The organism is Prochlorococcus sp. MIT 1300 (genome assembly GCF_034092375.1).
Classification (GTDB): domain Bacteria; phylum Cyanobacteriota; class Cyanobacteriia; order PCC-6307; family Cyanobiaceae; genus MIT-1300.
In genome coordinates, this window is sequence record NZ_CP139302.1 from 249,441 (window position 1) to 272,630 (window position 23,190).

Sequence of the window (23,190 nt, forward strand, 5' to 3'; positions counted from 1 at the left end):
GTGGCATTTCCAAAGATGCATGATTTATTCGCGCATATTTCTTCCAAACAGTGGGGTGTAAGGCCTAGATTAATGAGATCGGCTTAGGACGGGTATGCGTCTCAGCGAATTAACCCATCCAAATCAGCTTCACGGCTTGAGCATTTCAGAGCTTGAGGATGTGGCGTGTCAGATTCGTGAACGACATCTGCAGGTTGTATCCACTAGTGGTGGCCATCTAGGGCCAGGTCTAGGAGTTGTAGAACTCACTTTGGCTCTATACCAAACCCTTGATCTTGATCATGACAGAGTCGTTTGGGATGTAGGCCACCAGGCTTATCCCCACAAACTAATTACTGGCAGATTTACCAATTTCGACAGTTTGCGCCAACAAAAGGGAGTCGCTGGTTATTTAAAGAGAACAGAGAGTTCCTTTGACCACTTTGGAGCTGGCCATGCAAGCACCTCCATATCTGCAGCACTTGGAATGGCTCTTGCAAGGGATCGAAGGGGTGAGGACTTTAAATGTGCTGCAGTTATTGGTGATGGTGCTCTCACCGGTGGCATGGCATTAGAGGCCATTAATCATGCGGGACATTTACCAACTACACCCCTTTTAGTAGTTCTAAATGACAATGACATGTCAATTTCTCCCCCTGTTGGAGCCTTATCGACTTATTTAAATCGAATTCGACATAGTCCACCCCTGCAATTTCTTTCAGACAGTGTTCAGGAGAGTGTTAAAAATCTTCCTTTTATGGGAGGTGAGCTTCCCGCCGAACTTAAGTCCCTTAAGGGAAGTATGCGTCGCTTGGCTGTACCAAAGGTAGGAGCAGTATTTGAAGAACTTGGTTTTACTTATATGGGTCCAATAGACGGTCATGATATTTCCGCGATGGTGCGCACTTTCCAGGCGGCTCATCGTGTAGGTGGGCCTGTGATGGTTCATGTTGTTACTACCAAGGGCAAGGGATACCCATATGCAGAAGCCGATCAGGTGGGCTATCACGCCCAGTCAGCTTTTGATCTAACCACAGGGAAGTCCCTTCCATCCAAGACTCCTAAACCACCTAGCTACAGCAAGGTGTTTGGTCAAACTCTTATAAAGCTTTGCGAACAAGACAGCAAAGTCGTTGGTATTACTGCAGCCATGGCGACAGGCACAGGCCTGGATTTATTGCAGAAGGCACTTCCTGACCAATACATAGATGTCGGTATAGCTGAACAACATGCAGTAACCCTTGCTGCAGGTATGGCATGTGAGGGTCTTAAGCCCGTATGTGCTATTTACAGCACTTTTCTTCAAAGGGCATATGACCAATTAATTCACGATGTTGGCATTCAAAATTTGCCTGTAACTTTTGTAATGGATAGAGCAGGCATCGTTGGAGCCGACGGCCCAACGCACCAAGGTCAATATGACATTAGTTATTTGAGGGCAGTCCCTAATTTCACAGTAATGGCTCCAAAGGATGAGGCTGAATTACAAAGGATGCTGGTCACTTGTTTGGATCACAATGGGCCAGCAGCCCTTCGAATTCCTCGAGGGTCAGGACAAGGGGTTCCTTTAATGGAGGAAGGTTGGGAACCATTGAAGATTGGAAGAGGCGAAGTTCTTCTTGAAGGAGATGACCTTTTGATTGTCGCTTATGGCGCAATGGTTCCGGAAGCAGTAGATACAGCCAAGCTTCTTAACGATTCTGGTATATCAACTACTGTTGTGAATGCCAGGTTTTTACGCCCCCTAGATCAGGCTTTAATTCATCCCTTGGCTCGCAGAATTGGAAAGGTTGTCACAATGGAAGAAGGGGCTTTAGCTGGTGGCTTTGGGGCAGCAATAATTGAATCACTAGTTGATCAGGACCTGTTAGTCCCAACGCTTAGAATTGGAATCCCTGATCAATTAGTTGATCATGCAAGTCCAAAACAAAGTAAGGAGGCATTAGGCTTAACAGCATCACAAATAGCTCAACGTATTAAAGAAAGATTCTCGTTTGAGTTACCAGAGAGTTTAATTACTCAACAAGCAAGTCAGTCTTTAAATAATTAAAGACTATTGTCTATATTAATAGCGGGAGCAGGACCTTCAGGTGCTCGACTAGCAGAGAAATTATCTAACGAAGGAATTTCAGTAACAATCGCAGATAGGCTTAAGGCTCCCACCCAGTCTTCTTTCTCAAGCGCAGCAGTACCCATAAGTGCAATTAGAGATCATGATATTCCTGAAATTTCCATATCTGAATATTGGAATTGTTGGAGAGTTAGAGATCCTTCAGACCGTAACTATGAATGGTCCTCTAATAACAATCTAGGGGTTGTTTTAGACTTTTCAATATTAAGAAATGAGCTTTGGCATAGAGCTAAATCTTCTGGTGTGGAACTCTTGCTTGGTTGGACGGTTAAAGATGCCTGCTCAAAGGATGACCATGTTGATGTTGAGTTACTAAACCCTTTTGGAGAGAGAAGCATTCGCAAATTCCAGTTAGTGGTGGATGCAACAGGAAGTGAAAGAGCATTATTAAAAAAAACTTGTTATAGATCAAAATCTTCATCTGGAACTGAAATTCTTGAAGGTGTCGGGATTGAATGGATAATCCAGGCAGACCTATTAAATAGTCAGATATGGGGTAAGAGAGTTACTTTTTTTCTTGGGTCTAGATGGATTACCCATGGTTACGGATGGATTTTCCCTATGTCAGGGGAACGCCTAAAGGTAGGGGTCTGCAGATTGCCACCACCAGATTTCAAGGCTGTCCACTCTATGAGTATTGATTTAAAAAACCTATTGAAAGCAAATGGACTGGACTCATTTCCAGTAATTGAAAGGCATGGAGGGGTATTGAATAGCTCTATTAACCGTAGTGAACCCCATTTGGTTGGAAGGATTGTAGGAGTCGGAGATGCTGTAAGTACAGCTAACTTATTAGGTGGTGAAGGTATTCGTTATGCGTTGGCAAGCGCTGAATTGCTTGCACCTTTGTTGATTTCAGCAATCTCTTCGTCTAACTCAAAATCTCTTGAAAAGGTTTGTTTGGAATATCGCGATTCCCTACGCCATCTGCTTGGATGGCGCTGGAACATTTCAGGTCGGATCGCGAGGAAGACCTGGTGGGGACTTTCAGGCAAAAAAGCTGACAGTCGTTTAGAAAAGCTGCTCGATGGTCTAGGGAGAAGTGCAAGCGCTGATGACCTCAGCGCTTTGCTTTTTGACTATCGCTTTGAGCGATATGGGATTCGTCTTATTCCTTATTTGCTGGGCTGGCGTTGATTTGGCCAGCCCAAGAGAATCAGAGAACTCCGCGAGATGCCAAGCCAAGGATGGTTCCTATTCCTAGGACATGACCTAAGCAGTTAGCGGCAACAACAGATGCATGGCTCATTCCTCCATAGAAATGAGAATTAGGGATTTCGAACCCTTCGTTTGGTTGTGCGATGTTTGCCCTGGCAATGGCATAGGCGAGCACGTTGCAGGCGATCATCACCAGGCCAACTTTTGGTGACCATGAGAATGTGGCTGGGGCAGCTGCTGCAGCCAATAGGGGTGTGATCATGAAGACTGTGGAAGCGACAAACTATTCTCGTGTATTTATGGCTATTGGGGGGTAATAATTTATGGCTCTTAAGAGTTATTCACTACTTCTGCTTTGCCTAAGCCTGCAAAACCCAAAACAACCAATGCGTCGCTCAAGGTGAGGAAGGCTTCTGCTGTGCCGTGAAGGTAGTCAATATCAGTAAGTTCAGCCCCATAAGAAACCTTGGCGACAATGGCTAAGGCAATAGTCATAAGCACGAATAAAAGTGTCAAGCGAAAACCCCATAGCGCCACTTTTGGAATGCTGTCACTTTTCTGCGCCCACCAGAGAAAGGCAAGGTAGGGGATCAGTGAAAGTACAAAGAATGGGCTGGGGTCGATACCGTTGAGATAATTCATTGATTCATTTGAGCAAAATTTATGAAGGAACTAAGCATCTCGTCTTTTTAGCCTAAGTAGATTCCATGCTGCGGCTGCTAGGCATGTATTACCAAGGGTTGTTAAGGCAGCCTGTACAACGACTAAGCCCCTCAAGGATTCTGCATTATCAAAAATATGCCATGTGATAGCTGCCATTGCACTGGCCAAATTTGGAAGCATGGCAAGCGCAAGCCACTTCATACCATTGTTCTGAGTCTTAAAACCCCAGAGAACTATAAAAATAATGGCAGTGGTCCACTCAAACAGAGTTGTTATGTGGATCCACCATGTACCTAGAGAGAGTTCGTGCAATTGACTATTCCAACACTTCAAGTTTAGTGAACTAACAGATCATATAAGTACCCATTGGGAATACTTTTTAAGTATTTGATGTAAGTTTGTTTGGTCAAGATAGATAAGTAACTGTGGTTAAAGTTTATTTACCTAGCAGCATAATGCTCGTATAAGTCTTTAAAGACTCCTAATACCTGAATTAGCATCGAAATGATGTTCATTTTCATGTGACCAGCCAACTTTAATATTATCTCCTATGTGAGTCTGACTCGAACATAATAACCTTAGTTTTCCAAGCTTACCTTGAATTATTAATAATTGGGTTGTGCCTAACCACTCTCTGTATATAACTTGACATTGAATACCATCCTGACGTATCTCTAAATGTTCAGGTCTAATTGCTTTTATTATACCTACTTCGGAAGGGAGGAAGTTGATTTGTGGTCTTCCTATAAAGCTAGCCACAAAAATAGTATTAGGGTTTTTATAAAGTTCTTTAGGGGTACCAACCTGTTCTATTAAACCCTCATTTAGCACTGCTATTCTATTAGACATTGCCATTGCTTCCTGCTGATCATGAGTAACATATAGAACAGGTTGCTTGCCTTCTGAGAGGATAAGATTTCTCAGCTCTGGACGAAGGTCTTCCCTTAGTTGAGCATCTAAATTGCTCATAGGTTCATCTAGAAGATAGACCCTGGGATCCCTTAATAAGGCCCTAGCTAGAGCTACTCTTTGACGTTGACCTCCGGAAAGTTGTGCCGGCTTTCGATTCGCTAGGCCTTCAAGTCTCATTAGTTGTAATACCGTACTCACTCTTTGTCTTTGTTGTGCGCTAGAAAGCCCTCTAACTCTTAGTCCAAGTGATAAATTTGAGGCAATAGTTAAATGAGGATAAAGTGCATAACTTTGGAAAACCATTCCAATTCTTCTTTCGACCGGGGAGATCTTGGTAATTTCATTGCCATCGAGAAATATCTGGCCTCTGTCAGGCTTGTCAAGACCAGCAATTAATCTGAGGGTGCTACTTTTTCCACACCCGCTAGGACCTAATAATGCAACACACTCACCATTGTCTATCTGCAGATTAATGTCTTTCAGAATCCAAGATGAACCAACTTTCCTGCCAAGGTTCTTTAGAATTAAAGTCATCCTTTTATGGCTCCTTGGGTTAGTCCAGATACGATCTGTTTTTGGAAAACTAATACAATTAGTAATAGTGGAATTGAACCTAAAACTGTAGCTGCAGCGAATGCCCCGTATGGCACCTCATGGACCGATGAGCCTGCTATACGAGCCATTGCAACTGGAAGAGTCATTAATTCTGATTTACTTATCCAAGTAAGTGCAATGGGATATTCATTCCAAGAAAATAGAAAAACTAATATTGCTGTACTTCCGGTGGCTGGTGCGATTAATGGTATTAAAACCCATCTTAGCCGTTGCCATAAGTTAAGGCCCTCAAGTCTTGCGGCTTCCTCTAACTCAGGGGGTATGTCTCTAAAAGCCGATGATAGTAACAAAACTGCCAATGGCATGGATAGTGCTGAATAAGGAATGCCAAGTGCATAAAGATTATTTCCTATGTCTAGAGTTCTTGCTATTTCTAAAAGAGCAAGAAATAGTAGAACATAAGGGAATAATGCAGCTGATAGAAGTAGAGCTTTAAAGCCATTCGCTAATACTGGTTTTATCCTGTTTAGAGAATATGCTGCTGGTGTTGCAATAATCAGAGTGATTAATGTTGATGACATGCCAACTATTAGACTGTTGATTAAATATTGCAGGAAGGGTGGGTCAGCAAAAAGGACTTTTCTGTAATTATCAAATGTCCAATGGTTGGAATTATCTGTTATGAGACCGGTTATGGAATCAGAGGTGCAGAATGAGGTATAAAGTTGCCATACAAGCGGTGAGAGGGACCAAGCCAAAACCAATATGATTAATAGTTTATTTGGACTTTTCATAGTATCCTATTTAGGCTATTAGATAGTTGAATATATAGAACTATAGCCAATATACAAAGAATCAATAATAATAAGAAGCCTCCCATAACAATTGTTGCGCTATAGCCAAAATCCAGAAATCGCATTGCATTAATATAGGCGTACATAGCTATACTTTCTGTGCTACTCGCTGGACCACCCCCTGTCATAACTTGAATTAGATCGAAAACACCAAATGCTTGTGCAAGTCTGAACAATATTGCAATCAACAAATAAGGTTTTAACAACGGTAGAGTTATTTGAAATAATGCCTGACGTGGATTTCCTCCTTCAAGAAGGAATGCTTCATATATATCTGTTGGAATAGTTTGTAGACCGGCTAATAAAATCACTGCAATAAAAGGAGTCGTTTTCCAAACATCAGCAACTATTGTAGCCATCCAGGTAACATCTGGATTAGATAAAATATTTAAATGTTGTATGCCAAGATAACTAGCTAATTTTTCAATTGGTCCATAAGGAGTGTTGAAGATCCATCTCCAACCTAGAGCCATTATTGTTGTAGGTAATGCCCAAGGTAGAAGAGTTATCGTTCTTATATAGTCACGCCCACGCCATTTTTGATTGAGTAATAACGCAATAGACAGGGCTAAAACGATTTCTATCGCTACAGATAATGATGCAAACCTAAATGTTTGAAATGCATCCAACCAAAATCGGTCGTCATTAAGTAGTCTTATCCAGTTACCGCCTTGATTGGGGATAGATTTTAGGCCTGTAATAACTGAATTAGCATTGAGACTAAGTAATGAATAATGTAGGAGTGGTACTCCGAAGAATAAGATTACAAAAATAACAGATGGTAGTAATAGAGCTATTAACATTATTTGCTATAACCTGCTGATCTGAGTAGATAGGAAGTCCTTTTCTGAGCTGCATTCATCGAATCATGTACACTTAACTTGTTAGTAAGCAATGCACTTAACTGGCTTTGCAGAATATCACTCATTTGAGCATATAACGGTGACTCTGGCCTTGGCTTGGTGACTTTTAGCGCGGTATCTAGATCTTTAAGTATGGGAGAATTGGAGACCATAGATTGGTCATTAAATAGATTCTTTCTTGTGGGGGTGTATCCATTATTGAGGAACAAATCCTTTTGAACAGATTCAGATGTTAGAAATTTAATTGCACGAACAGCTGATTTTGGATTTTTTGTCGACTGCATGATTGAGAATCCCCAGCTCCCAAGTGTTGAGCTAGGAGGATTTCCCTCTGTAGAAACCATTGTGGTAAAAGCAACCTTGTCTTTTACTGGACTATCAGCTTTTTGAAGTTCTGCCCATGCATATGGCCAATTTCGCATCATTGCGGCATCGCCTGATTTAAATGCTTGAAGTGCTTCTGATTCTGTGAAATTTAAAACAGACCTAGGACTTACTCCATTATTTATAAGGTCTTTTAGCCATTGTGCTGCTTGAATGCTTTCTGAGCTAGAAAGTTTTACACCATACTCCTCTGAATACCAGTTACCACCGAAACCATTAATTACTTCTAGGAAGACACAACTAAGGCCCTCGTATTGCTTGCCTTGCCATACATATCCCCATCTTACTTTATTTTCAGACTGTAATTTTTGGCTTTTTTGTACAAGCTCTGTGGGTGTTTTTGGAGGGCCTTCAGGCATTAGATCTTTCCGATAATAAAGAAGCCCCATATCAGCCACCAGGGGCCATCTATATAAAATTCCATTATAACTATTCCCAATCTCAGCACCTTTAGCTAGTGAATCCAGATCCTTTTCTTCTATTAGTTGGTTTAATGGTAATAACCAATTAGCTGCCGCATATTTAGGTAACCAGGTTACATCTACCAGTACTACATCAAATGGACTATTTCCTAATAAAAGACTACTTATTGCTAGATCAGAGACGCTCTCTGTTTCTCTAGGACCTCTGGTAACATTAATCTTTATTTTTCCTGTATTTGCTTTATTAAAATGTTCAATACTCTCTTTAGTAGAATCTACGAATGGGGCAGGCATTAATATATTGATTTCATCAATAGTATTTTGACTTGGCCAAACCACACTTCCAAGGATTGTTAAAATAGTAACAGCTATTAAGGTTATTATGTAATTCTTAACTTTCATCTAGCTTATTCATTAGTAGAAGAGATTAGACTTTTAAGTTGCTCATCAGCCCAATCTTGAACAGTGTAAGATTCAACTGCTTGCGACATAGAATCCATTCGACTTTTTTGTTCATCAACAGGCATTTCAATTGCTTGTTCTATTGCTTCATCCATTCGCCTGTGCGAGTAAGGGTTTGTGAGGACCGCACCGTCTAATAGTACTGATGCCCCTGTGAATTCAGAAAGAACTAATACTCCTCCTTTCTTCCTTCTGGCTGCTACATATTCTTTCGCTACAAGGTTAAGGCCATCACGCAATGGTGTAATCCAGCAAACATCTGCCTCTGAGAACCATGCCACCATTTCTTCATATGGAATTCTATTGGTAGAGAATCTTATTGGAACCCAATCGATTTGGCTGAATCTACCGTTAATTCTCCCAGACATTTCTTCTATTGACCTTTGGGTATCTTCGTAAATTTTCATTCCTGATGCGGCGGCGACACACGCAAGCATTAAAACAACCTTGCCATGTATGTCTGGTTTTCGTTCTAGGAGCCTTTCGAACGCAAGTAATAATTCTTCGTTCCCTTTTGTGTAATCAACCCTACTAGCTGAGAGAATAAGCTTTCTATTCTTTTTCGTTCCCTTTCTAATTTCGTCAGCATGTGAACGTACCTCTGAGTCACTAATAAGCTTTTGGATTACGTCGGGTGAAGTTCCAACTGGTGATGAAAGAAGTTTGATATTTCTACCAGCATGTTTAAGCCATGGTGTTACATCAGGTTCAGTGAGTGCACTTCCTACCGCAATGAATTTTTTGTCTACTGATTGTTTTGGGCCCCTTTTGGCTCCAACAAGACAATTAGCTGCTCTAGCAAAATTTTCAGTATACCTAGGGATGTGAAAACCTACTAAGTCACAGGCCAGTAAGCTTTCTATTATTTGTCTCCTCCAAGGAAGAATCGCAAAAACATCATTTCCTGGAAATGGAGTGTGGTGAAAGAAGGCAATTTTTAAATCGGCTCTTTTTGCTCTGATAAATGCTGGCACTAACCATAGGTTGTAATCGTGTACCCATACAGTTGCTCCCTGAGCTGCTTCTATACAAGCAGCTTCTGCAAACCTTTTGTTAACAAGTTCAAATGTCAACCAATCGGCGTTGTTGACATCGAAGTATGTTGGAAATGTATGTAATATTGGCCAAAAGCACTCTTTTGATGTGACGTGGTAGAAACTAGTTATCTCATCTTTGACTAAGGGGATTCGGTTTAATGTAAATTTATTCGGTTTAACCATTTCGATCCGTTCATTATTAATATTATCAAGAGAATCAACTTCTCTCCATGCGATCCACGTTCCATTAGGTCTCAACCTAAATAAATTTCTTAGAGTAGGAATTATTCCATTTGGACTCTTCTGATCAGTCCATATCCTTTTACCATCCTGATCCTTGCCTTCATCAAAGGGAGTCCTGTGGTAAAGCAATATGAAGGAGCTTTGGCCTGGCTGCGTCTCCAATGTTAAGCCTCCATTATGAGATAACAGTTTTCTTAGGTGGAATCACCACTATACCTATATTTGCTTTAATTGATTGCTTATAACATTTATTGAATTGATAGTTCTTTCAATTTATTGTAAACGTCTAGTGGATGTTTTCTTGGATTAACATTTTCCCACTTGGCTCTAATAATACCTTTGGGATCAATTAGGTAGGTTTTTCTTGCGGAATATGGAGGGTTCCATGCATCATATTCTCTACTTATCTTTCCATTTGGATCAGAAAGCAATGTAAAACTAAGTTCAGCACTACTGCAGAACGATTCGTGCTCGTTAAGATTATCGGCACTTATGCCAGCGATCTCTGTGTTTAACTTTACGAACTTAGGATACAGCATTTCAAATCCCTTGGCTTCTATTGTGCAGCCAGAAGTAAAGTCTTTAGGGTAGAAATATAAGATTAACCAGACACCTAAGTGGTTTCTAAGTTGCCAGTTGCTATTTATTTGGCCAGAATTACTTGTGCCTTCTAATTGAAAGTTAGGGGCAATTTCTCCTATATTAGCTCTGTTAGTTTGGAGTGAATAGGCAGTCTTAGGATATGAAAATAAAGAAGCCATATATATAAAAGATGTTTTAATAAATAACCTTCTATCCATTCTCTAATATATAAAGTTAAGAATTAAGTGTGAAGCCCCAAATAAAAGGCTTAAATTTTGTTTAGGTCTATTCCTAAGGATTTCGCGTATGGTCCAAGCCCTTTCTTCTGGATGGTTTTGAGTGCACGTGTTGTTACTTTGAGATTTACCCATTTCTTGCCCTCAGCCCACCAGAGCTTTCTTTGTTGAAGATTTGCTTGTTGAAGCTTCTTGGTTCGAATATGGGAGTGACTGACGGCCATGCCGTTGTTAGCCCTAGTACCAGTCAGTTGACACACTCTGGACATTTCCTAAACCCTCTAAGGTAATAAGACCCACACAAGGCTACTTTAACAAATCATTCAGCCCTATAAGGCTTTCTCAAGTAGTTGGGACATAACGGTTGCCGTGCGCTCCTGAAAGTTTGCCACCTCATTAGGTTCAAGACCTCCAACGCCAAGCTTCGCCATGTCGTAAATATGTCTAGCCAAATCTTTGGAGAGTCGTTCAGTAGGTGAAGATCCAGTCGATCCAACTATTACTGAGCCTGCCTTTAGCTTGAGGAGTGCGTTAACTAGGGGATGTGATCGATTGATTAAGAGCACGTGATTCTCTGGCAGCCCAGGAAGACGTTGCTCCATCAGAGCGCCAATATCATTAATTCTCCTCATTTGTTCTGGTAGAAGAATAATTGCTGGCGGTGAGTCATTACCTTTTAGAGCCTGTACCTGAATGGTAATCTTTTCGTTAGCTAAAGCATCCTTTAGCAATGTTCTAAGTTGTTCTGAGGATGTCTCTCCTCCTTTATCAGAAATTTCTGGCTCGTCTGATTTCAACTTCGTATCTATTTCCGAGTCCACCCGTTGAAATTTAAGGTCTTTTTGTTGATCCTCAAGCCATGGTATAAACTGAGAATCTATTACTGTATCGGCCGTAAGTACCTCTGAACCTTGAGATTTCCATAGATTGAGTGCAGTCGCTTGAGCTATTGGGTCAGTGCAGTAAATAATTCTTTTTTGTTCGCTATCAGCCAACCTAGTAATGTAATCACCAATAGTTGTAAATGTCTTTTCATTACCTTTAATCAATCCCAGAGAATCCTTTTCACCATTCTCGGATAATGCTGTAGTTTGAAAAAGAACTAGATCCTTAGTTTGATCTGCAAATTTTTGGTCTTCCATCGCCCCTATTTTTATATAAGGGGATACTGAGTCCCAAAGCTCGGCATATCTATTCGGGTCTTCTTTCTTGATTGACATCAGTTTATCTGCAACTTTCTTCGCTATAAAATTACCAATGGATCTTACTTTTCGATCGGTCTGTAGAGCGCTCCTACTTACATTTAATGGTATATCTGGAGAATCTATAACGCCTCTTAATGGTACTAGAAACCTTGGTACAACTTCTTTTATGGAGTCACTTACAAAAACTTGATTGCAGAATAGTCTGATTTCACCCTTTTCCCAATCCGCTCTTCCGGTAGTTCTGGGGAAATAAAGAATTCCTTGTAAATTATATGGATAGTCTGTATTAAGATGAACCCATAATAGAGGATCTCCTTGAAAAGGATATAAATAATTATACAGCTCAATATATTTTTTATCTTCAATGTTCTTTGGGTTTTGTCGCCACAGCGGATTTTGCTTGTTTACTACTTCACCATTTAAGCAGATCTCAATAGGCATAAAGTCACAGTATTTAGTTATTAGAGTCCGAATCCTTGTTGGCTCTATAAATTCTTCTTCTTCTTCTAAAAGGTGAAGGATTATATCTGTACCAATTTCTTCTTTATCACATTCTTCTAATGTAAATTTAGGTGAACCATCGCATTTCCAATGAACAGCGTTGGCATTTTCAATTGCTGAAAGTGTTTTTATCTCTACCTGTTTGGAGACCATAAAACTAGAATAAAAACCTAATCCGAAATGACCAATAATTTCATCGCTATCTTTCTTGTACTTCTGTAAAAATTCTTCGGCACTGGAGAAAGCGACTTGATTTATATACTTCTTTACTTCATTCGCACTCATGCCTATTCCATTATCGGAAATGACAATTTGCTTAGTCTCTCTATCGATAGTTATATTAATTTTAGCTGACTCACATTCACTACAATCACCTGCCATTGAGGCCATTCTTCTTTTATTAATAGCGTCTAGGCCATTACTTATAAGTTCTCGTAGAAATATTTCATGATCCGAGTAAACGGCCTTTTTAATAATAGGAAAAATATTTTCTGTATGAATCTGTATTTCACCTTGTTCGGATACTGGCATGGTCTAAGGAACTTTGTAACGACCATAAGGATTTACGGAAGATTGCTCAACCGCTAGTGGGGGAGGGGTCCCCGTACCATGAGAGTTATTGGGGCTTTTTTTGTAGTTCTTGACGTTCTTCAGGTAAAACTGCACCCTGTACAGGACATACTTGAAGACATATCCCACAATCAATACAGGTGCTGAAATCAATCCAGTAATAGTTTGTTCCCTTAGCGTTTTTACTGTTACCTGGTTTGATACAGCCAACTGGGCAAGCATCGACGCAGTCACTTACTCCTTCACATACGTCAGAAGAAATAGTATGTGGCATGAGTCTCTAACTATGGAATTACTCAATAATATTACTTATCGATCCATTCAAGTTGTTTATATCCTCTGACAGCCATACGTTCTTCAGCTTCCTCTTTGTTTAGGCTACTGCTAATATCTACGACTGCCTGTAGACCTTTACTGTGAAGTACGGCTTGTCTTTCTAATGCCACTTCTAAACTAATGTCTTTGTGGTAGGCAACTAATGTTGTTTGGGGTGATTTAGTCACATTATTGTTTGTATCTGTTATTATTTCTCTTATCTCATCAATTGCAAAACTAAATCCAACTCCGGCAGAAAATTCTCTCTTTGCTCCACAGATTCTTACTAATTCATCGTACCTTCCACCTCTAGCGATTATGACCGGAGAAGATTTTCCCTGGCATACAATCTGAAAGACAATTCCAGTATATAGTTCAAAGTGTGGTTGAAATGTAGGGTCTACCTGAATATCAACATTCTGAGCATTGGCCGTAGGTTGAATTAATGTTATTAACCTTTTTAACTCTTCAATAACTATATGATTACCAAAAAAGCTAGTGAGTTTATCAACCACTTTATTAGAACTGCCTCTACATCCGAGGATTTCTATAAGACTATCCTTGATTTCCTTTTCTATTTCTATATTCTCTAGTGCAAGTCTGTTGAAATTTATTAAGGCTTTTTTAACCTGAGATTTGTATTCATCACTCACTGAACAAAGAATTAATTCCATCAAACCAGTGTGCCCAATAAGAACCTTTGTGTTATGAACTTTTTTTAGGTCGAGAGTTTTTAAAGACGCTAATAATAATGAAAGTAATTCCATTTCAGCAGCTATTTCCTTTACTCCAAAGAGTTCAACACCGCTCTTAAGGTTTTCTTGAATAGATACTCCTCCTTCCTCTGAAGGTCTGTTTTCGAAAACAGTTCCCGATGCCCAAAGCCTTAAGGGCCTGGGTTTTTCTGCCAGCCTCGTACAGGCAGCACGGGCAATTGATGCAGTCATCTCCGGACGCAGTCCTAGAGGATCGCTTGAAACAAGACGAACAATATCTTCACTAGAGATTGCTCCCCCTGCTTTAAGAGTGTCTAGTCTTTCAACTCTTGGAGGTGAAACTTCTTCATAGCCCCACAACTTATAGACCTCTGATAAACGTTTTATCAGTTGGTGATTCAACTCCACTTGTTGTGGATTCAGATCTATAGCGCCGGCTGCTGGCTGGAGAGCCATTACTTATTTGCTCCTTTTATTTTACGATCCTATTTCATCGATAGGGATGGCTCTAAAAGCGGAGCTTTCTAATGGTTTAACTAGCTTAAGCTCGTGTTTCAGAGGTTGTTTTAGAAAAGGATTACAAGCAAGTATCCTGCCTGTTTTTATATCAAAATCTCCTCCTGGATAGTTACCCACGTATCCCCCTGAAAGTTCGACAATTGCAACTCCGGCAGCGAGATCCCAAGGTGACAAGCCCCTTTCCCAGTAGCCATCCAATTTGCCAGAAGCAACAAATGCTAAATCAACGGCCGCTGCCCCCCCTCTCCTAACACCTCTAGTTAGGTTGGTTAACCAAGCAAATTCAGCATAATTATTATCCATTCTTGTATGTCTGTCGTATGCAAAGCCAGTGACAAGAAGAGAATCCTCTAAGTTAGCGGTCTTGGAGACTTTTATTTGATTTGAGTTGCAAAATGCTCCTATCTCAGGAGCCGCAAAATACGTTTCGTTTAGAAAAGGTATGGAAATTGAGCCCAATAAAGGAATTTGTTTCCATGTGAGACCTATCGATGTAGCAAAGAAAGGATACCCATGAGCAAAGTTAGTTGTTCCGTCCAGCGGGTCTACACACCAGCGAAATGATGTTTCTTGACCAATTGAACCTGTTTCTTCTGCCAAGACTGAGATTTCAGGAGTATTTTCATTTAGATATCTCAAAACCACTTGTTCAGCCTCGATATCAGCATTTGTCACTAGATCCCCTTTCCGACCCTTATTAGTGACTTTTTCCAAGTTTCCATAATGCTTCATCAATACTTGACCACCAAGCTCACTCGCTTTCTTAGCGACATCAAGTAAACGTTCAAGGTCAGATTTCGAGAGAGCAGATTCAATTGATGCCTTCTCACAAAGGGGTTTATCCATTTTTTAGTGTTCTAAATAGCACATTCTTCCTTATATCTAGGGCATTGTGCTGCTAGATTCAAGCTGGCTAGCCAGTCTATGGAGAGGTGGCCGAGTGGTTGAAGGCGCAGCACTGGAAATGCTGTATAGGGGCAACTCTATCGAGGGTTCGAATCCCTCTCTCTCCGTTGTTAAAAGGTCTCAAATTACTTACTAATACCTTCAAATTTTTAAAAGTAGAAAAGATATTAATATCACACAAATTATCAACCAAACTTACCTGATATGTAGTCTTGAGTTGCCTTCTGAGTTGGAGAACTGAAAATTTTATCTGTATCATTGAATTCTACTAAATAACCAACTTTACCTGTCCCTCCATCCTCTGCTTCTGCATTGTAGAAAGCAGTCATATCACTCACTCTAAGGGCTTGTTGCATATTGTGAGTAACTATGATGATGGTATATTTCTTTTTTAGTTGATGCATTGTCTCTTCAATTTTTAATGTTGAAATAGGGTCAAGAGCGGAGCAAGGTTCGTCCATTAGTATTACTTCTGGTTCAATAGCTATTGTTCTTGCTATGCATAGACGTTGTTGTTGCCCTCCAGATAAGGAATAACCACTATCATTTAATTTGTCTTTGCATTCGTCCCATACAGCTGCTTGCTTTAAGGATTTCTCAACTAATTCATCCATATTACCTGTATAGCCATTAATCCTTGCTCCAAAGGCAACATTCTCATAAATGGATTTTGGGAAAGGGTTGGGTTGTTGAAAAACCATACCTATTTTCCTTCTGACTTCGACAGGGTCAACTGTCGAACTGTATAAATCTGTTCCGTTAAAGAGTAACCTTCCTCTAAGTCTACATCCGTCTATCAGGTCATTCATTCTATTGATTGATCTAAGGACGGTTGACTTGCCACAACCTGATGGACCAATAAATGCTGTAACTTTACCTTCTCTAATATCACAATATATATTTCTTACAGCGTCTGAATTTCCATAACTTATGGTTACATTCTGCATGGAAATACATGCACTTGATTTAATTTTTGATTGTTCAGAATTGCTCATCATCTAGTCATTATACCTGGATAAAGGCATTGTTCTTCTACGTTCCGATTTCGTGACATAACTAATTGTTGGAGGCAATCTTTCCTATCCATCTTGAAAGGATATTCATTATCAACAAAAGAATTACAAGTATGAAAGAGGCCGCCCATGCAAGTGAGTTTTGAGCTTCATAGGGTTCAATTGCAAAGTTAAAGATTAATACTGACAATGAGGCTATTGGATCTAAAAGTGAATTCGGACCATCAGCCCAGTAGAAGGAGAATAATGCTGTGAAGATTAATGGAGCCGTTTCTCCCGCGGCTCTTGCTAGTGAAAGAACAATTCCTGTTGCAATTGGAGTTATTGCACTCGGTATTGTTATTTGAGTTATCATCACAAATTTTGAAGAGCCAACTCCTAGGGCAGCTTTCCTTAAATCGTCTGAAACTAATTTAAGTCCTTCGTCAGTAGTTTTTATTACTGTAGGTAGCATGAGAATAGCTAAAGCCATGCCTCCGGCAACGCCGCTAAAGCTACTGCCGAAGAATATTTTCGTAGATACAATTGTTGCATAAACAAATACACCTGCAATTATTGATGGAATCCCTGACAATACATTTGTTCCAAACCTTATAAATCTTGAAAATACACCATTTTTCGAATATTCAGCTAAATAGATTCCTGCCCCTACTCCAATTGGCACGGCTATTAATGTAGCCAATGTTGTAACTATAAATGTCCCCTGAATTGCATTACCAATTCCACCAGCATTAAGCAGGTCATCCCCTGGGGGTTCGGGTAGTTGTGTAAAGATAGATAAGTTAATCTGTGAAGCACCTTTTATAACGACATAAGCAAGAACAAGTACAAGTGGTAATACAGCTACTATTGAAAAAATAGCTGAGGTAAAGGTAAGGATATTTCCATAGATGTTTCTTGGAAGTTTTGAGTTGAAGTTGAGGTTCGAATTTTTATTCATAGCCTTATTTGAATTGATTTGCATATGTTTTAGTTAGTACTTAAGGCTTAGACGCTTGACCATCCATTGAGCAAATATGTTGACGAAAAGAGTCAGTAACATGAGGATAAATGCAGCGTACATAAGAGATGAAACCTGGCTGCCATCAGCCTCACCAAATTGATTGGCGAGCATAGCCGCAATAGTGTTGGCTGGTGCTAACAAGGAAAAGCTGAAGTTGTTCGAATTTCCTATTATCATTGTTACAGCCATGGTTTCTCCCAAAGCTCTTCCTAGTGATAGTAATATCCCTCCAGTTATTCCAGAAATTGCAGCAGGTAATATTACATTAAATATTGTAATCCACCTTGTGGCACCAATCCCATAAGCAGCTTGCCTTAATCCTTCTGGGACTTGATTTAATGAGTCTCTGGAAATTGCGGTAATGATTGGCAAAATCATAATTGAGAGTATTAATATTGCAGGTGCCATTCCAGGTCCCATAGGCTCAGAACTAAAGATCGGTAACCATCCAAGTTTGGTATTTAAATATACAAGAAATGGTCTTATAAATGGTTCCATAACAAAGATGGCCCACAGTCCCAATACTACGGAGGGTATAGCCGCTAGAAGCTCAACCATGATCCCAATAACATTCCTTATATATATTGGTATAATGTCCTCTGTAATAAATATGGCACATCCAACTCCTAGAGGTACAGCTATTAAAAGTGAAAACAATGAGGTAACTATTGTTCCATAAATTGCTGTAAATGCTCCGTATTCGTCATTCACTGGATTCCAGTTAGACGTGTAAAGAAAACTAAGGCCATACCGACCCATTGAATCGAGTGATTCCCAGAAGACAACAACTAGAATTGAAAAAAGAACAACGGCTACCATTGAAGCCATTGCTAGAGCAAAGTTTTTGAAGCCTGTGTCTACGACTTTCTCGGACGGAGGTCTGCTCCTTAGCTTAAAAAGAGTCGGCGACTCATTAGCCGTCATTAGACATGACCTAACTCATCCTGAAATTAGTGGGTTTATGACCTATTTTTCACTAATGAAGTCTTAACTAATGGATTTCCCTACATTAGAGAGGCTTTTCAATTAAGTTTTGCTCGGTACGGTTGACTTTATTCAGAAATAAACATGGGGCGGATCGTTGGAATTGATCTTGGTACGACAAACTCCGTTTTGGGGGTTTTAGAAGCTGGTCGCCCACTAGTAATAGCTAATGCAGAAGGCTGTAGAACAACCCCATCTGTTGTGGGATATACAAAAGATGCAGAGCTCCTGGTTGGTCAATTGGCCCGAAGGCAACTCGTTTTAAGTCCCAAGAACACATTCGCAAATCTAAAGCGTTTTGTTGGTCGATATTGGGATGAACTTGAGGACAACAGCCTGTCTGTGCCTTATAACGTCAGGGCAAACTCACAGGGAAATGTTCGTATCACTTGCCCAGCAACTGAACGAGAGTATGCCCCTGAAGAATTAGTTTCGTGCATTATTAGAAAGCTTATAGATGATGCAGAGACATATTTAGGGGAAAGTGTTGAATCAGCTGTCGTAACAGTACCTGCATATTTCAATGATGCTCAACGTCAGGCCACTAGAGACGCTGCCAGATTGGCTGGAATCAAAATCGAGAGGATCCTTAACGAACCAACAGCAGCAGCCCTTGCTTATGGTTTTGACAAGAGTTCTGCTCGCCGCGTTCTTGTTTTTGACTTAGGGGGTGGAACTTTTGACGTGTCCTTAATGCGAGTCGCAAATGGTGTTTTTGATGTTAAAGCTACTTGTGGGGATACTCAACTTGGTGGAAATGATTTTGATCAACGAATTGTTGACTGGTTGTCAGAGAACTTCAAAAAAGAATATGGACTTGATCTAAGACGCGATAGACAAGCACTTCAACGTCTTACCGAATCTGCTGAGAAGGCCAAACAAGAGTTATCTGGTGTTCAAAGTACGCCTATTTCCCTCCCATTTATAGCTACTGGCAATGAAGGCCCCCTTCATATTGAGACAACCATTGACAGGGTTACTTTTGAAGGTTTGTGTACAGACCTTTTGGATCGATTGCTAGCACCTGTTCAATCAACACTTCAAGATTCTGGGTGGAGTCCTGATCAGGTGGATGAGGTAGTTCTTGTTGGGGGCAGTACTCGAATGCCTATGGTTCAGCAACTTGTAAGAACGCTTGTCCCAAACCCCCCTTGTCAGTCTGTTAATCCTGATGAAGTTGTGGCTATCGGAGCTGCAGTTCAAGCTGGAATTCTTACTGGTGAGCTTAGAGATTTGCTACTTAATGATGTAACACCTCTTTCCTTGGGCTTAGAAACAGTTGGAGGCCTCATGAAAGTTTTGATACCAAGGAACACTCCTATTCCTGTTCGTCAATCAGATGTATTTAGTACGTCTGAATCTAACCAATCTGCCGTTGAGATACATGTCTGGCAGGGTGAACGTCAATTAGCTGCCGATAACAAGTCCTTAGGACGCTTCAGACTTTCTGGTATACCACCAGCGCCCAGAGGAGTTCCACAGGTCCAGGTGGCATTCGATATAGATGCAAACGGTTTATTAGAAGTAAGTGCAACAGATAGAACTACAGGACGAAAGCAATCTGTAAACATTCAAGGGGGGTCTACCCTTAACGAAGATGAGCTTAAACGCTTGCTTGCTGAAGCTGAAGCTAAATCGTCTGAAGATAAACGAAAAAGGGCCTCTATAGATCGACGTAATAGTGCATTAACTCTTGTTGCTCAGGCTGAAAGAAGACTTCGAGATGCAGCTTTAGAATTGGGCCCCTATGGAGCAGAACGTCAACAACGAGCTGTTGAGTTAAATATGAGAGATGTTCAGGACCTTTTACAAGAAAATAATCCGCAGGAATTAGAACTTGCTGTAGCTTCGCTCCAAGAAGCGCTTTTTGGACTTAATCGTAGGCTTTCATCTGAAAGACGTACAGATGGCAACCCATTACAGGGAATAAAAAATACATTTGGTTCTTTAAAAGATGAGCTTTTCTCAGATGATTATTGGGATGATGACCCTTGGGACTACCCTTCACGTTCTTCTATAGATAGGAGAAGTGGAGGAAGAGGAGGCCTAGATCCTTGGGATAATGACTACTACCGCTAGTACAAATTACTGGTCCTTACTTGGGCTTGATCCAGGCAGTGACCATGAAGAGCTCAAAAGAGCATTTAGGCGGGAGGCAAGAAAGTGGCACCCCGATTTAAACATTAATGATATACATGCAGAAGAACGATTTAAGCTAGTAAATGAGGCTTACGCTGTTCTAAGTGATCCACGTAGAAGGGCAGAATGGGAGAAAAGTCTTGATCCAATAGAAAATATGAATGATCCTTTTGCTATTGGTTTTCCGAGCTTTGAGGATTATCTAGACATTGTTTTAGGAGTTAAAAATACACATCCTTCGGAACAGCTAGAAACTAATGAGGTAACTCAAGAAGATAGAAGGAATTGGCCAACAAGAGTTCAATCTTCTCCCCCACCTGTTCAAGCATTTGAAGATATAGAAAGTCTCGTGGCACTTACACCAGAACAGGCCTTATACGGAACAGACGTTGAACTTGAACTTGAAGATGGCAGACTTATTGAAGTACCAACTCCACCGCTTGCAGGGGATGGCTGGAGATTGAGACTGGCTGGAGTTGCGCCAGGGGGAAAAGATCATTTTCTTCAACTACGTGTTACGACTGAAGATGGCTTAAGAATTGACGGAATAAGGGTTCATTATCGGCTCGAATTATTACCCCCGGATGCTGTTTTAGGTTGTGCTGTAGAAGTGCCAACCATGTCAGGGACCGTAACCTTACAGGTCCCTCCATCATCCTCTAGTGGCAGGCTACTTCGATTAAGAGGTAGGGGCTTGGAATTAGATGGCCGCAGAGGCGATCAGTTGGTAGAAATAGTTGTTGTTATTCCATCTGATACAAGCGAGGCTGAGTTTGCTTTGTATAAAAGACTTCAAGAATTGTCTTTAGATCCAGAAGCCTTTTGAAATGACTCAAACTAAATAGTAGATTGATTTTATTTCTTTACTGAACAAGATTATTATGAGAGTATATGTTCTTCTTTATGATGCAGGTAAAGACAGTGAGGGCATTCATTCAATAGAAGTATCAGCAGAAACTTTAGTTCTTATGTTTGAGAATAAGGATGACGCGGAACGTTATGCAGGACTTTTAGAGGCCCAAGACTTTCCAGTACCTTCTATAGAAGAATTAGACAGAGATGAAGTTGAGGCTTTTTGTGCAGGAGCGGGGTATAAAGCAAAAATCGTTAGCGATGGATTCATCCCTAAGGATGACGAGGAACGGATCTTGCTTGCTCCCCCAGAATTAAATAAAGATGTTACTAACTGGAAGGATGATATAAAAGAAGAAATACCAAAAAACTCCGAGGAAAGCTTAGAGCATACTGAATTGGATGATATAAAGAAAAAACTCGAAGGACTCCTTTGATTCCGCCACTAAACCCTTCAAATATATATACCGCAATGATAACTAACAAAGGTCAGGAAGTACTAACTGAACAAGAAAATCCCCTTAGTCGAAACCTGGATGTAATGAGCACAGAAGAATTAGTCAGTTTATTTGTACAAGAAGATAAATATCCACAACAAGCTGTGCAGAGAGCAATGCCTAGAATTAGTGAGGCGATAGAAGCAATTGCAGGGCGAGTGCATAAAGGGGGTAAGTTGTTTTATTTAGGTGCTGGTACTTCTGGAAGGTTAGGAGTATTAGATGCTTCAGAATGTCCGCCTACATTTTCTACTCCTTCTGAATTAGTCCAAGGTGTTATTGCAGGAGGCGATGACGCCCTACGAACTAGTGCAGAAGGTAGCGAAGATAATACAAAAGCTTCAGTTTTAGACCTTCAATCACGCTCTTTTTCTTCGTTAGATGTTCTAATCGGTATCTCAGCATGTGGAACCACACCGTATGTTTTAGGTGGATTAAACTATGGTCATCAGATAGGAGCTTTAACTGTTTCTATCTCATGTGTCCCTCCAGATGAAATAGTTATTCCTTGCGACATTGATATTAGATTACTTACAGGTCCTGAATTGTTAACAGGTTCTACTAGGTTAAAAGCTGGAACAGCAACAAAAATGACCCTCAACATTATTTCGACAGTTCTAATGATTAATCTTGGAAAAGTATATGGAAACAGAATGATTGATGTTTCTGCGACAAATAGAAAGTTAAAAGATAGAGCAATTCGAATTATTCGAGATTTGACATACTTAGGATTTGATCATGCAAAAAAAATCCTAGATCAAAGTAAAGGCTCTGTTAAGATTGCTTTGCTGAGGCATGCAGCAGGTCTTAACCAGAGCGAAGCCGAGATTATACTCAAGGAAAATAATAACAATTTAAGATCTTCTTTGGATAAATTGAAGGTATCCTTGCCTAAGGCCCCATAAATCATCAGTAACTTTCATACTCAATATTCATTGAGATTACGAATACTCCATCTTGATAAATTGCTGACAAAACTTTCTGAATGCCGATTCAGAAGACAATTTTGAATAATCTGCTAGTATTTAATAGATTTACATGGCTTAACAGTGACTACAGCATTGATGGAAACAGAGGCTGGCATTATCGAGCTTGAACTTTTTGACAATGATGCTCCAAAAACTGTTGAAAACTTCGTCAAGCTTGTCAATGAAGGTTTTTATAATGGTTTAGCGTTTCACCGAGTTATAGATGGTTTTATGGCCCAAGGAGGTTGTCCAAATACACGTGACGGAGCAGGAGGAATGCCAGGAACTGGTGGTCCAGGATATACGATTGATTGTGAAATAAACTCCAAAAAACATTTGCCTGGAAGCTTGTCAATGGCCCATGCAGGAAAAAATACAGGCGGGAGCCAGTTCTTTATAGTTCATGAGTCACAACCACATTTAGATGGTGTGCATACAGTATTCGGCCAAACAAAAAATATGGATGTTGTACTAGGTCTTAAGAACGGCTCTAGAATTAACAAAGTAACCATTAAATAGAT

At 40.3% G+C, this 23,190-nt stretch carries 24 protein-coding genes and 1 tRNA gene; 8 read left to right on the forward strand and 17 right to left on the reverse strand.

Going from position 1 to position 23,190, the window contains the following annotated elements:
* Positions 1 to 94: 94 nt before the first annotated feature.
* Positions 95 to 2,029 (forward strand): 1-deoxy-D-xylulose-5-phosphate synthase, encoded by a 1,935-nt coding sequence (gene dxs, locus SOI83_RS01310; RefSeq protein ID WP_320676799.1) that lies wholly within the window; start codon positions 95 to 97, stop codon positions 2,027 to 2,029.
* A 6-nt stretch (positions 2,030 to 2,035) separates the two neighbouring features.
* Entirely contained in the window at positions 2,036 to 3,247 is a 1,212-nt protein-coding gene (locus tag SOI83_RS01315; RefSeq protein WP_320676800.1) for an NAD(P)/FAD-dependent oxidoreductase, read from the forward strand.
* 19 nt (positions 3,248 to 3,266) lie between these two features.
* Here SOI83_RS01315 and psaK read toward each other — a convergent pair whose 3' ends face one another.
* The 14 genes from psaK to SOI83_RS01385 all read right to left on the reverse strand — a co-directional run bounded on the left by psaK (position 3,267) and on the right by SOI83_RS01385 (position 15,153).
* Positions 3,267 to 3,530: a photosystem I reaction center subunit PsaK gene (gene psaK / locus SOI83_RS01320; RefSeq protein ID WP_320676801.1), complete on the reverse strand. Its 264-nt coding sequence runs from the start codon at positions 3,528 to 3,530 to the stop codon at positions 3,267 to 3,269.
* A 68-nt stretch (positions 3,531 to 3,598) separates the two neighbouring features.
* Complete coding sequence (locus SOI83_RS01325; protein WP_320676803.1) at positions 3,599 to 3,910, reverse strand: DUF3593 domain-containing protein; 312 nt, start codon at positions 3,908 to 3,910, stop codon at positions 3,599 to 3,601.
* A gap of 30 nt (positions 3,911 to 3,940) precedes the next feature.
* Entirely contained in the window at positions 3,941 to 4,243 is a 303-nt protein-coding gene (locus SOI83_RS01330; protein WP_320676804.1) for a DUF2499 domain-containing protein, read from the reverse strand.
* Positions 4,244 to 4,402: 159 nt separating this feature from the next.
* Positions 4,403 to 5,377, reverse strand: coding sequence for an ABC transporter ATP-binding protein (locus SOI83_RS01335; protein ID WP_320676806.1), 975 nt, complete (start codon positions 5,375 to 5,377; stop codon positions 4,403 to 4,405).
* Positions 5,374 to 6,192, reverse strand: a complete 819-nt coding sequence (locus tag SOI83_RS01340; protein WP_320676807.1) for a carbohydrate ABC transporter permease — start codon at positions 6,190 to 6,192, stop codon at positions 5,374 to 5,376. Before SOI83_RS01340 ends, SOI83_RS01335 begins: the two co-directional genes overlap by 4 nt.
* Positions 6,189 to 7,055 carry a sugar ABC transporter permease gene (locus SOI83_RS01345; protein WP_320676808.1) on the reverse strand — a complete coding sequence of 289 codons (867 nt, stop codon included), beginning with the start codon at positions 7,053 to 7,055 and terminating at the stop codon, positions 6,189 to 6,191. The genes SOI83_RS01340 and SOI83_RS01345 overlap by 4 nt, the downstream gene beginning before the upstream one ends.
* A complete protein-coding gene (locus SOI83_RS01350) occupies positions 7,055 to 8,323 on the reverse strand; it encodes an ABC transporter substrate-binding protein (protein WP_320676809.1) in 1,269 nt (422 codons plus the stop codon). Before SOI83_RS01350 ends, SOI83_RS01345 begins: the two co-directional genes overlap by 1 nt.
* A 5-nt stretch (positions 8,324 to 8,328) precedes the next feature.
* Entirely contained in the window at positions 8,329 to 9,792 is a 1,464-nt protein-coding gene (ggpS, locus tag SOI83_RS01355; RefSeq protein ID WP_414153422.1) for a glucosylglycerol-phosphate synthase, read from the reverse strand.
* Positions 9,793 to 9,911: 119 nt separating this feature from the next.
* Positions 9,912 to 10,463: a peroxiredoxin gene (locus SOI83_RS01360; RefSeq protein ID WP_320676811.1), complete on the reverse strand. Its 552-nt coding sequence runs from the start codon at positions 10,461 to 10,463 to the stop codon at positions 9,912 to 9,914.
* A 50-nt stretch (positions 10,464 to 10,513) separates the two neighbouring features.
* The gene (gene rpmB, locus SOI83_RS01365) at positions 10,514 to 10,750 is read right to left on the reverse strand and encodes a 50S ribosomal protein L28 (RefSeq protein ID WP_320676812.1); all 237 of its coding nucleotides are present in this window, start codon (positions 10,748 to 10,750) and stop codon (positions 10,514 to 10,516) included.
* A gap of 60 nt (positions 10,751 to 10,810) precedes the next feature.
* The gene (gene htpG / locus SOI83_RS01370; RefSeq protein ID WP_320676813.1) at positions 10,811 to 12,718 is read right to left on the reverse strand and encodes a molecular chaperone HtpG; all 1,908 of its coding nucleotides are present in this window, start codon (positions 12,716 to 12,718) and stop codon (positions 10,811 to 10,813) included.
* A gap of 85 nt (positions 12,719 to 12,803) precedes the next feature.
* Entirely contained in the window at positions 12,804 to 13,031 is a 228-nt protein-coding gene (locus SOI83_RS01375; RefSeq protein ID WP_320676814.1) for a ferredoxin family protein, read from the reverse strand.
* Positions 13,032 to 13,062: 31 nt separating this feature from the next.
* A complete protein-coding gene (locus SOI83_RS01380; RefSeq protein ID WP_320676815.1) occupies positions 13,063 to 14,244 on the reverse strand; it encodes an ATP phosphoribosyltransferase regulatory subunit in 1,182 nt (393 codons plus the stop codon).
* Between the two features lie 21 nt (positions 14,245 to 14,265).
* On the reverse strand, positions 14,266 to 15,153 hold the full coding sequence (locus SOI83_RS01385) for an inositol monophosphatase family protein (protein ID WP_320676816.1): 888 nt from the start codon (positions 15,151 to 15,153) through the stop codon (positions 14,266 to 14,268).
* Between the two features lie 80 nt (positions 15,154 to 15,233).
* Here SOI83_RS01385 and SOI83_RS01390 point away from each other — a divergent pair.
* A tRNA-Ser gene (locus SOI83_RS01390) sits at positions 15,234 to 15,320 on the forward strand.
* A 78-nt stretch (positions 15,321 to 15,398) separates the two neighbouring features.
* On the opposite strand, the gene pstB is transcribed toward SOI83_RS01390, so the two are convergent.
* Genes pstB through pstC form a run of 3 tightly spaced genes read right to left on the reverse strand, consistent with a single transcriptional unit; the run spans position 15,399 to position 18,153 of the window.
* The gene (gene pstB, locus SOI83_RS01395) at positions 15,399 to 16,211 is read right to left on the reverse strand and encodes a phosphate ABC transporter ATP-binding protein PstB (RefSeq protein WP_320676817.1); all 813 of its coding nucleotides are present in this window, start codon (positions 16,209 to 16,211) and stop codon (positions 15,399 to 15,401) included.
* Positions 16,212 to 16,269: 58 nt separating this feature from the next.
* A complete protein-coding gene (gene pstA, locus SOI83_RS01400) occupies positions 16,270 to 17,166 on the reverse strand; it encodes a phosphate ABC transporter permease PstA (RefSeq protein WP_320676818.1) in 897 nt (298 codons plus the stop codon).
* Positions 17,167 to 17,199: 33 nt separating this feature from the next.
* Positions 17,200 to 18,153 carry a phosphate ABC transporter permease subunit PstC gene (gene pstC, locus SOI83_RS01405; protein ID WP_320676819.1) on the reverse strand — a complete coding sequence of 318 codons (954 nt, stop codon included), beginning with the start codon at positions 18,151 to 18,153 and terminating at the stop codon, positions 17,200 to 17,202.
* A gap of 144 nt (positions 18,154 to 18,297) precedes the next feature.
* Here pstC and dnaK point away from each other — a divergent pair, with 144 nt between their 5' ends.
* The 5 genes from dnaK to SOI83_RS01430 all read left to right on the forward strand — a co-directional run bounded on the left by dnaK (position 18,298) and on the right by SOI83_RS01430 (position 23,188).
* On the forward strand, positions 18,298 to 20,292 hold the full coding sequence (gene dnaK, locus SOI83_RS01410) for a molecular chaperone DnaK (RefSeq protein WP_320676820.1): 1,995 nt from the start codon (positions 18,298 to 18,300) through the stop codon (positions 20,290 to 20,292).
* A complete protein-coding gene (locus tag SOI83_RS01415; RefSeq protein ID WP_320676821.1) occupies positions 20,276 to 21,178 on the forward strand; it encodes a DnaJ domain-containing protein in 903 nt (300 codons plus the stop codon). Before dnaK ends, SOI83_RS01415 begins: the two co-directional genes overlap by 17 nt.
* A gap of 55 nt (positions 21,179 to 21,233) precedes the next feature.
* Positions 21,234 to 21,641 carry a DUF3110 domain-containing protein gene (locus tag SOI83_RS01420; RefSeq protein ID WP_320676823.1) on the forward strand — a complete coding sequence of 136 codons (408 nt, stop codon included), beginning with the start codon at positions 21,234 to 21,236 and terminating at the stop codon, positions 21,639 to 21,641.
* A 35-nt stretch (positions 21,642 to 21,676) separates the two neighbouring features.
* Positions 21,677 to 22,606: an N-acetylmuramic acid 6-phosphate etherase gene (gene murQ / locus SOI83_RS01425; protein WP_320677575.1), complete on the forward strand. Its 930-nt coding sequence runs from the start codon at positions 21,677 to 21,679 to the stop codon at positions 22,604 to 22,606.
* Between the two features lie 159 nt (positions 22,607 to 22,765).
* A complete protein-coding gene (locus SOI83_RS01430) occupies positions 22,766 to 23,188 on the forward strand; it encodes a peptidylprolyl isomerase (protein WP_320677576.1) in 423 nt (140 codons plus the stop codon).
* The last annotated feature ends 2 nt before the right edge of the window (positions 23,189 to 23,190 follow it).

Bases quoted from the DNA above. Each gene is read 5' to 3' on its own strand.
- dxs (WP_320676799.1), top strand. From the start codon at position 95: ATGCGTCTCAGCGAATTAACCCATCCAAATCAGCTTCACGGCTTGAGC.
- psaK (WP_320676801.1), bottom strand. From the start codon at position 3,530: ATGATCACACCCCTATTGGCTGCAGCAGCTGCCCCAGCCACATTCTCA.
- SOI83_RS01325 (WP_320676803.1), bottom strand. From the start codon at position 3,910: ATGAATTATCTCAACGGTATCGACCCCAGCCCATTCTTTGTACTTTCA.
- SOI83_RS01335 (WP_320676806.1), bottom strand. From the start codon at position 5,377: ATGACTTTAATTCTAAAGAACCTTGGCAGGAAAGTTGGTTCATCTTGG.
- SOI83_RS01340 (WP_320676807.1), bottom strand. From the start codon at position 6,192: ATGAAAAGTCCAAATAAACTATTAATCATATTGGTTTTGGCTTGGTCC.
- SOI83_RS01345 (WP_320676808.1), bottom strand. From the start codon at position 7,055: ATGTTAATAGCTCTATTACTACCATCTGTTATTTTTGTAATCTTATTC.
- SOI83_RS01350 (WP_320676809.1), bottom strand. From the start codon at position 8,323: ATGAAAGTTAAGAATTACATAATAACCTTAATAGCTGTTACTATTTTA.
- SOI83_RS01360 (WP_320676811.1), bottom strand. From the start codon at position 10,463: ATGGATAGAAGGTTATTTATTAAAACATCTTTTATATATATGGCTTCT.
- rpmB (WP_320676812.1), bottom strand. From the start codon at position 10,750: ATGTCCAGAGTGTGTCAACTGACTGGTACTAGGGCTAACAACGGCATG.
- htpG (WP_320676813.1), bottom strand. From the start codon at position 12,718: ATGCCAGTATCCGAACAAGGTGAAATACAGATTCATACAGAAAATATT.
- SOI83_RS01375 (WP_320676814.1), bottom strand. From the start codon at position 13,031: ATGCCACATACTATTTCTTCTGACGTATGTGAAGGAGTAAGTGACTGC.
- SOI83_RS01380 (WP_320676815.1), bottom strand. From the start codon at position 14,244: ATGGCTCTCCAGCCAGCAGCCGGCGCTATAGATCTGAATCCACAACAA.
- SOI83_RS01385 (WP_320676816.1), bottom strand. From the start codon at position 15,153: ATGGATAAACCCCTTTGTGAGAAGGCATCAATTGAATCTGCTCTCTCG.
- pstB (WP_320676817.1), bottom strand. From the start codon at position 16,211: ATGATGAGCAATTCTGAACAATCAAAAATTAAATCAAGTGCATGTATT.
- pstA (WP_320676818.1), bottom strand. From the start codon at position 17,166: ATGAATAAAAATTCGAACCTCAACTTCAACTCAAAACTTCCAAGAAAC.
- pstC (WP_320676819.1), bottom strand. From the start codon at position 18,153: ATGACGGCTAATGAGTCGCCGACTCTTTTTAAGCTAAGGAGCAGACCT.
- dnaK (WP_320676820.1), top strand. From the start codon at position 18,298: ATGGGGCGGATCGTTGGAATTGATCTTGGTACGACAAACTCCGTTTTG.
- SOI83_RS01415 (WP_320676821.1), top strand. From the start codon at position 20,276: ATGACTACTACCGCTAGTACAAATTACTGGTCCTTACTTGGGCTTGAT.
- SOI83_RS01420 (WP_320676823.1), top strand. From the start codon at position 21,234: ATGAGAGTATATGTTCTTCTTTATGATGCAGGTAAAGACAGTGAGGGC.
- murQ (WP_320677575.1), top strand. From the start codon at position 21,677: ATGATAACTAACAAAGGTCAGGAAGTACTAACTGAACAAGAAAATCCC.
- SOI83_RS01430 (WP_320677576.1), top strand. From the start codon at position 22,766: ATGGAAACAGAGGCTGGCATTATCGAGCTTGAACTTTTTGACAATGAT.